Genomic DNA, 8,038 nt, shown 5'->3' with positions numbered 1-8,038 from the left:
TTATTAAAAATATTATTTATTTCTCTTTAATAGACATATTACCAGTCACCTTCCAACATTAATTCATAGAATATTTGAGAATGAACAGTTTTCTGGAATTAATAAGTAACAAACGCCTATAACTTACGGGGTTACTAACATATTACGGAATGGAGGTGACAAAAAAATGGACCGACAAAAATTAATTTGTGACACTTGCTGTGAAAATAACCGCGTTTTTTGGCCCCGTATAAAAGCTGTTGACGTAGGTTTTATTCAACCTCCTCCAGTGGTTATCCCTGTAGGAACTATAATTCCAACGATAAATAGATATTTCTATATTGTTACAGAAGATATTGATCTAACAAATGGTGTAACCCTTCCAGCTAATTTATTTACAGATGATAATGGCAATCCAGTAACCGAATTTACGCTTTTTAATCCTAACGGCTACGTCAATCTTTACATTAATGCTGTAATGCAAGAAGGAGGCGCATATAAGGTAACTCCAGATTCATTAACCCTCAACCCATTTAATGCAACTATTTTTGCTGGAACTCCAATAATTATTGAATCATTAGGTTTCCAACAAATGTAATATAAAATTCCTTTATCCCTTGAAAGGAGGTGAAAAAAATGGCCCTTTCAATTATCAATATTCATGTAAATGTTACTGGCACTTCGACTAGATTCTTTGATGTTTTAGCAGCAAATTTAGCTGTCACAGACGGTACTACTATTGCTGCAACTGCCTTTCTAGACGATAGTGGAACTGCCGCTACTGCTTTCCCTGTGGTAACTAATGGCTACTATAATTTGTATATTAATGGTGTATTACAAGAAGGTGATTCATATACAATTTCTGCAACACAGTTAACATTTAATGGCGTTACTGGTACAATCACAGCTGGAACTCCATTAGTAGTGGAAGCTGTAGAATTAGTTACACAAACTTAAATATTAATTGTCTTTCTTCTATTTTGGTGATGAGGGTCACTTTAGAACGAGTGACCCTCCCTTTATTAGTTTTCTTTATGGCTATTATTCAGTAAGGCAACTTCCTTTACAAAAGTTACTATCATGAATATACATAGACTTTCACTACCATAGAATATTCTCTCTTTAGCCATTCCTATTATGCGATGGCTATTTTCTTCATTTGGCACATTTTATAAATGTAACAGCATCAGACCTATTAGTTTATAAAAGGAATTACATTTATAATAGGTTCCTCATAAGGAGGGTAAACATTTATTATATTTTTTACTTCTAGTGTAAGTATTGGTATTCTTTGTGGTAATCCAAAAGATGGACCATTGCATTACGGTGAAGTATTGTGGCATGATTTCTGGCTATCAAACATTTTATAATTACACAGGTGATGATGATTTTTAAAAAATTATTGAAGATATCATTGAAACTTGCAGAGAAGAAGTATCTAAAAACAAACTGCTTCATCATTTGATACTTGTTCAAATTCATATACATAAAATTTCTTGTATCTGCAAATAACAAGAACAAATGCAGAAAGGATTTAAATGTATGAAAAAAATAAGAATCATTTCGTTACTTCTAATGAGTCTCTTGTTCATAAATTCTGCTTTTGCAAAAACAGATATAGAATATTTACCTCAAGATCAACCCCCGAGTGTATTAGAGCTAGCATTTTTACGTGAATTAGGTCCATCTATCCTTGAAGCAATGTCTACACACGGAAACAAGCAATTATTCACATCTGGACGAATCGAAAAAATTAATAGAAATATTCATGAAGACTATTACGATGTATCGTTAAGAGTGCTTGGTTACGAAGGTCCCTTAAATCCACCTTATACACAAATACGCATTACTTTTCGTATCCCTGCTGGAGACTTTAAAAATAAGAATAAAGTGATTTCATATGTATCCAAAAACATTACTCCAGAAGAATTCAAAAAGCTTTCTGAATTTACAAATTGACTAAGGATTTGTTAACTGAACAATTTCTTTCAATTAATTAGCCCTTCAGGGGTCTTACACACATTATTTGATGTGTTTTTTATATTTTTTAAATGGTGATTCACTATGGATTAATTCATTATAGATCACTTTTCTATAGACAATGATTTTTCAAAGGATAATGAAATATCACAAATCTTTATTTGCTGTATGGATCAAAGAACAAATAAAATACATTCTGGAAAGAGGGACTGTCCGATAGGTTGTTGACTTATTGAACAGCCCTTCTTTCTTTAAAAGCAATAAATTTAAGTGTATAAGGATAATAAAGTTATTAAATTTTGAACAAAAAAGATAAGAGCCTTACTACATTCTATACGTAGCAAAACTCTTTAAAGTTGTTTCAAATTACAACCATCTAATTATTAATTCCTTAAAAGATGAATAATGAAGTTGCTTCCTTCTTATAGAACTAACGACCCTTTAGCCCTCCATTAAGCGCAATAAACGGCACGTCACTACAGAAAATGAAAGATGATTAAGTTCTTTCATGGGAGTTGAACAAGGAAAAGTATTAAAAGTAATTAATTAATATCACCTACATAAGTTGTAGGTTTTACACCGTTCCATGAATATTCAGGTTTGAAGATATTTTTCTAATAAAGTTAAAAAGAGCTTGATATCATCTTTGCTAATATCACCAATGTTGGCTACCCTAAAAGAATTTAATTGATTAAGTTTTCCAGGATATATCGTTATTCCATTAGCATAAAAATAATCATGCATTTCTTTAAAATTATACTTTTCACTTTCGGGCTCTACTATTGCTGTAATAATTTTTGAATGGTGCTCTATAGGGACGAGATATCTTAAACCAAGTCTAGAGAGGCCTTCTATTAAGGTTTCCCAACATTGAGAATATCGTTCATATCTTTCTTTCATTCCTTCTGCTTTTAATTCTACAATTGCCTGTTGTAGCGCATAGATAGTTTGGACAGGCGGAGTAAAACGCATCTGACCTGTCTCGATGAAATGGTAATATTGAGAATAAAGATTCAAGTAATAATTTGTCGGCTTTTTTGTTTTTCCTTTTTCTAGTTCGCTTTTTTTAGCTATAACAAAAGAGACTCCTGGCATTCCTTGAAGGTTTTTATTGGAACTTGCTGCCAAATAACTTATATTCATTTTACTCATATTAATTGGAATAGCCGCAAACGAACTCATTGCATCTACCATCATATTAATCTCATTTTCTTCACAAATGGAGCCAATCGATTCTATATCGTTTAATAAACCCGTTGTTGTCTCATTATGCACGACAGCTAGAAAAGAAACTTTTCGTGGAATTCTTTGAATAAATGAATGTAACTGATCTAATTTAATCGGTTGATCGGGTGGACTTACAAACTCAATCCAATCCAGCTGATAAGCTTCTGCAATTTCACACATTCTTTTTCCATAGGCTCCGTTATTAATGATGACTAAAACCCCATCAGTCATTACAGAACTCAAGATTGCCTCCACAGCAGCAGTACCTGAACCACCAAATAAAACGGTAGTATATTGATTATCTTCTGAAACTAAACTAGTAATTTCAGAAGTAACAAATTGCAATATTTGGCTGAAGTCATCTTCACGAGGGCAAATATCTGGTACCACTTGTGCGTATTTAACCGTATCTGTTGTAGTAGCAGGTCCGGGATTCAGTAATATATTTCTTTTAATTTTCTTCATGGTACTCCTCCCTTTAATTTTATTACACTTTTATACGCGGTTCGAATTATCTCCCTCCAACTAAGCTTTAGTACTGTAAAGAGGCTTCTTATAAGCAAGATCAACCTTCCAATATTCATTTTCAGAACATTCATTCAATAAATTTCTGTAGACGAGTTTTAACTTCACTCGGAGTAACTTTTGGACGGCCTAGATTTTGTTTAGAACCCTTTGAGATTTTCAAATAAATAAAAGTTAGCCCTTTTGTCATTTTCCATTCTTGAATACACATTTCAAGTTCATGTAAATTATGGATATAGTATGACTTTTCATAACCGCAAGCTGCAGCAATATTGACAAAATTAACATTGTGAGAAACGGTATTTTGTCCCCCAGTTGAATCGTGAACTTGATTATCTAAAAGAATGTGGAGCATATTTTCAGGTTGATAGTAGCCGTTTGTAGATAAACTCCCCATCCGCATAAGGAGGGAACCATCTCCATCAATAACAACTACATCTATATCTTTTCGAGTATAGGCTAAGCCTAAGCCTAAAGAACTGACACAACCCATGGAGCCAACCATATATAGATTATTATCAGAATCGTCAACCTCATATAGTTCTCTTCCTGTTTTACCAGTTGTGGCCATTAATACTGTTTTCATATCTTTGATTCCATTTATCACTTTTAACGTGTCAAAACGACTTGGCAGTTCATCTACGTCAGTTTTTTCACTTTTTTTCATATTTTTATGATTAAGACGTTGCTCTATCTTCAATTTCTCACTATTAAATGTTCCTTTTTTCACTACAAAAAAGAATGGTTGATTTGCTTCAATCCACTTGTTAGCTTCTTCAAGCTGTCTCTTCGCCTCACTCTCATCAGGAGATAAGAACTGCCATTTTATTTGCATGAGATCTAATAGTTGTGTCGTAATTTGTCCCATTAATTCATGCTGCGGTTCATCATTCAATCCGGGTTCTCCACGTAGACTAACAAACCCAAGTAAAGGTATTTGGAAGGGGTAGTTTAAGGAAGTCAAAGGAGAAATACAATTGGTTAGACCGGAGTTTTGCATTAAAACAACTGATTTCCTTCCCCCAAGGTATGCTCCTGAAGCAATGGCTACAGCATCACCTTCGTTGGCTGCAGCAATATATTCACACTCATTTATGGAATAGTTAATAAGATTCTTTAAAAATGAACATGGGACCCCACTGTAAAAATCAAAACCAAGTCTTTTAAGCTCATTTCCAAATTCATTTGTATTTAACATACCATCACTCCGTTCCGGGTTGTGATTGGTTATTAGTTGATGGCAAATATTTCTTCTCCGCTTGTTGAAGCTCCTCAGCATTTTGGAGTCTAAAAATCTCTTGCACACTTACGATCGATTTTTCTACTTGAATGAGACTTTCATCTTTTAGGATTTGTTTGGAGATGTTCTGCATAGCAGTGATCGATGCTCTTAAGTTATGGTTAGCCCAGATTGCAGTACTTATTCCTACTTTTCTGAATTCATTAGTTGGGGTTGTATAATATTTTGTTGGCACAATAACCACTGGATGCCTTCCACTCCATTCTTTCATAAATGCTTCAATTTCTTTAAAATCCGACTTTTTACTATGCACAAGAATTGCATCGGCACCTGCCTTTCTATAGGCTTCTGCACGTTTAAGTGCTTCATCTAATCCCAAGCCTGCAATAAAAGCTTCGACTCTTGCTACAACCATAAAGTCTTCATCTTCTTGAGTATCTTTCATTGCTTTTATTTTCCCGCAAAATTCTTCAATTGATGCGAGAGGCTGTGTTTCTCCGTTAATAAATGAGTTCGATTTCGGAAAAATTTTATCCTCGATACAAACTCCAGCAATATCAAATTGTTCTAGTTTTCTAACTAACCTCCGAGCATTATTAAAATTTCCATATCCTGTATCCCCATCTAATAGGATGGGAATTGTTGTCGTATCACTCATAAATTCAAGTATATCTAATACCTGCGTCCATGATGCTTCATTATTATCTCTTACACCCAATGATCCTGATATCGATAGACCACTCCCCCAAATCCCTTTAAAACCGACTTCTTCTACAATTTTTGCGGAAATACCGTTATGGGCTTCCATTAAAAATTCAAGTTTGTCTGAATATAGTATTTTTTTTAATTTCGTCGTTTTTTTCAATATCTTCCCTCTCCTTACTCAACATGTCACATTATATGACTAAAAGTAAAGATTGGTAGGGCAGATACATTAGAAACTAATGATTTTGAAATCAGAAAAATGGGAGAGATTTATCGCGTTACCAAGTCACACCTACCCATACAAGGTAAATCTATTTACATACAATACAGTAACCTCCATAAATGGAGAGGACTACACTATTAATACAAAGAAAATAAAAATATCTTACAATGAGGTGCGATTATTGAAAAATGGACTTGGAAAATGGGAACAATTCTTACTTTTAAAACAAAATCCTTTAACAACCAACTGCATTCCAAAATCAACACTTTACAGTCTAAAAAACCTAATCTATTTATTAAATAGGTATGAGTATGTTTATGTGAAACATGATAGTACTGGACAAGGAAGAGCAATTTATAAAGTCTACAAAAGAAAAGATGGACACTATTGTTTTAACGGATTTACCATGCAGGGTAAAGAAATAAATAAGTGTGTGGCAGCAATTGAGGATTTCCATCAAGTTTTACATCCATATGAGAAACACGGTAGATTAAGCGGAAATTATATTATACAGGAAGGGGTCATGAGTCTAACCCCTAATGGCGATTCAATATCCATTCGTGTTCATGTTCAAAATCTAAAAGGAAAATGGATAATTGGTGGAATTTACGGAAGGATTGCAACTGAGGATCATGGGATTGTCAATTCAAATCGGGGTTCTCAAATAATATCGATTGATGAATTGTTATCAGTTTATATGATGATGGATAATAAAAAGAAGAATAAAACAATAGATTCTCTAAAAAAAGACTCAATTTTAGCATCGGAAGTAATAGCATCCCACTATCCTTGTAGAGAATATGGCATTGATTTTGGAATAGATCATAAAGGAAAACCTCTATTATTTGAAGTAAATACAACGCCAAGCATAAGTAGTTTTGCCAAAATTGATAAGGCGATCTGGAAGAAAATTGTTGAGATTAGGAAAATGCAAAATAAAGGCTAAGTTTGAAATGCCTTTGTGCTGTACGTTCATGCACATTATGCAACTTTGCTATTTCAGCATAAGTCTTTCTTACATCGTTTATATAAAAATGCAATAGCATTTTATATCTGCGTACCGCTTCTTCCCCTAAATGTTTACAATCCATTTCATTAACTTTATTCATATTATCAATGAACCGCATCATAGCAAGTGTTCGGGCTTCACTTCTTTTTATGGATTCTAATGTAAAGATATTCTTTATCTGGAATAATTATTTTTTCTTGCAGCCATCTTCTAATACCTTATTCTCTTTCATTTCATTACAGTACACTTTTAAATGACGGTAATTTTTCAACAATGTTTTCGTGTTAAAAAGCCGTTTGTCTAATCTCTTAGTTTTTTCTTCTTGTTGAAGCTCATTAAACTTTTCAATGGCTACCTCCGCTATTGCAGCAATTTGTTCTTGTGCGGATATTGCTCATTGCACACTCTCCTTTTCTTGTTTTTCAATCCGTTATTTTGGTTAGAATATCTCCAACAGGAGGTGATAGTATGTCTAACTTCTTAAAAGAACTTACACTAGATGATAAAGATGTTATCCAAAGTGCTATCAATGAATTTTTTAAATTTGGTTACAAACTAATTGATGATAATAATACCGCTTCCCTTTATAAAAGATCAGCAATGGCTTTTAAAGAGAAGTTCGAAAATAATTCAGTTTCATTTACAACTAACGAATTACGTATTTTACATCATTCCCTTGTATTACTTCGAGATAATTTAAACGAGGCTGATTCTTTAGGTTTCACTGACCAATCAATGATTGATAAATTCACCACTACATTCGATAAATTGATTCCAGAACTCGAGGTTTTCTTACAGTAATATTGTTAACCTGTGATATAATACTTTAGGACAAACCGTAAAATGGTAACCAATTCTGAGCTGTAGTGTGCAAAGACGCTGCGGCTTTTTTTAATGTATAGATAACCATATTTTGCATAAATTAATTAATGAGTGTATCGCACACACTTACTGTGGCGCTGGTTGACCGCCGCAGTTTTTTTAAATCTATTTCTCAGGCTATAAACTATACAAAAATAGCTATAACGTCATATTAATAATAAAGTAATTATAGCCTTAATCCCCGGTAGTACCAGTAGCTCCAGTTACTCCTTGAGGCATTAAGGGTCACTTCCCAGACCGTGACCCTTTTATAGTTAATTTCTTCATA

General features: G+C 33.5%; 8 protein-coding genes. 5 read left to right on the top strand and 3 right to left on the bottom strand.

What is annotated here, in order from left to right; translation table 11 throughout:
- Positions 1–166: 166 nt before the first annotated feature.
- The 3 genes from B2R82_RS19885 (at position 167) to B2R82_RS19875 (ending at position 1,938) form a co-directional block, all read left to right on the top strand.
- Positions 167–577, top strand: a complete 411-nt coding sequence (locus B2R82_RS19885) for a DUF4183 domain-containing protein (protein ID WP_286926606.1) — start codon at positions 167–169, stop codon at positions 575–577.
- A gap of 38 nt (positions 578–615) precedes the next feature.
- Entirely contained in the window at positions 616–936 is a 321-nt protein-coding gene (locus B2R82_RS19880) for a DUF4183 domain-containing protein (RefSeq protein WP_286926605.1), read from the top strand.
- Between the two features lie 585 nt (positions 937–1,521).
- Positions 1,522–1,938, top strand: a complete 417-nt coding sequence (locus B2R82_RS19875) for a hypothetical protein (protein WP_286926604.1) — start codon at positions 1,522–1,524, stop codon at positions 1,936–1,938.
- Positions 1,939–2,553: 615 nt separating this feature from the next.
- On the opposite strand, the gene B2R82_RS19870 is transcribed toward B2R82_RS19875, so the two are convergent.
- The 3 genes from B2R82_RS19870 to aepX form a co-directional block, all read right to left on the bottom strand.
- Entirely contained in the window at positions 2,554–3,651 is a 1,098-nt protein-coding gene (locus tag B2R82_RS19870) for a 2-aminoethylphosphonate aminotransferase (RefSeq protein WP_286926603.1), read from the bottom strand.
- Between the two features lie 130 nt (positions 3,652–3,781).
- A complete protein-coding gene (gene aepY / locus B2R82_RS19865; protein ID WP_286926602.1) occupies positions 3,782–4,909 on the bottom strand; it encodes a phosphonopyruvate decarboxylase in 1,128 nt (375 codons plus the stop codon).
- 4 nt (positions 4,910–4,913) lie between these two features.
- Positions 4,914–5,816, bottom strand: coding sequence for a phosphoenolpyruvate mutase (aepX, locus tag B2R82_RS19860; RefSeq protein WP_286926601.1), 903 nt, complete (start codon positions 5,814–5,816; stop codon positions 4,914–4,916).
- Between the two features lie 85 nt (positions 5,817–5,901).
- Here aepX and B2R82_RS19855 point away from each other — a divergent pair, with 85 nt between their 5' ends.
- On the top strand, positions 5,902–6,825 hold the full coding sequence (locus tag B2R82_RS19855; protein WP_286926600.1) for a YheC/YheD family protein: 924 nt from the start codon (positions 5,902–5,904) through the stop codon (positions 6,823–6,825).
- Positions 6,826–7,356: 531 nt separating this feature from the next.
- Positions 7,357–7,689: a hypothetical protein gene (locus tag B2R82_RS19850; RefSeq protein WP_286926599.1), complete on the top strand. Its 333-nt coding sequence runs from the start codon at positions 7,357–7,359 to the stop codon at positions 7,687–7,689.
- Positions 7,690–8,038: the final 349 nt, after the last annotated feature.

The organism is Lysinibacillus sp. UBA6686 (assembly GCF_002455205.1).
Taxonomy (GTDB): Bacteria; Bacillota; Bacilli; order Bacillales_A; family Planococcaceae; genus Lysinibacillus; species Lysinibacillus pakistanensis.
The sequence above is the reverse complement of the archived record's forward strand: the minus strand, read 5'-3'. Positions and strand labels throughout refer to the sequence as shown.

Bases quoted from the DNA above. Each gene is read 5' to 3' on its own strand.
- B2R82_RS19885 (WP_286926606.1), top strand. From the start codon at position 167: ATGGACCGACAAAAATTAATTTGTGACACTTGCTGTGAAAATAACCGC.
- B2R82_RS19880 (WP_286926605.1), top strand. From the start codon at position 616: ATGGCCCTTTCAATTATCAATATTCATGTAAATGTTACTGGCACTTCG.
- B2R82_RS19875 (WP_286926604.1), top strand. From the start codon at position 1,522: ATGAAAAAAATAAGAATCATTTCGTTACTTCTAATGAGTCTCTTGTTC.
- B2R82_RS19870 (WP_286926603.1), bottom strand. From the start codon at position 3,651: ATGAAGAAAATTAAAAGAAATATATTACTGAATCCCGGACCTGCTACT.
- aepY (WP_286926602.1), bottom strand. From the start codon at position 4,909: ATGTTAAATACAAATGAATTTGGAAATGAGCTTAAAAGACTTGGTTTT.
- B2R82_RS19850 (WP_286926599.1), top strand. From the start codon at position 7,357: ATGTCTAACTTCTTAAAAGAACTTACACTAGATGATAAAGATGTTATC.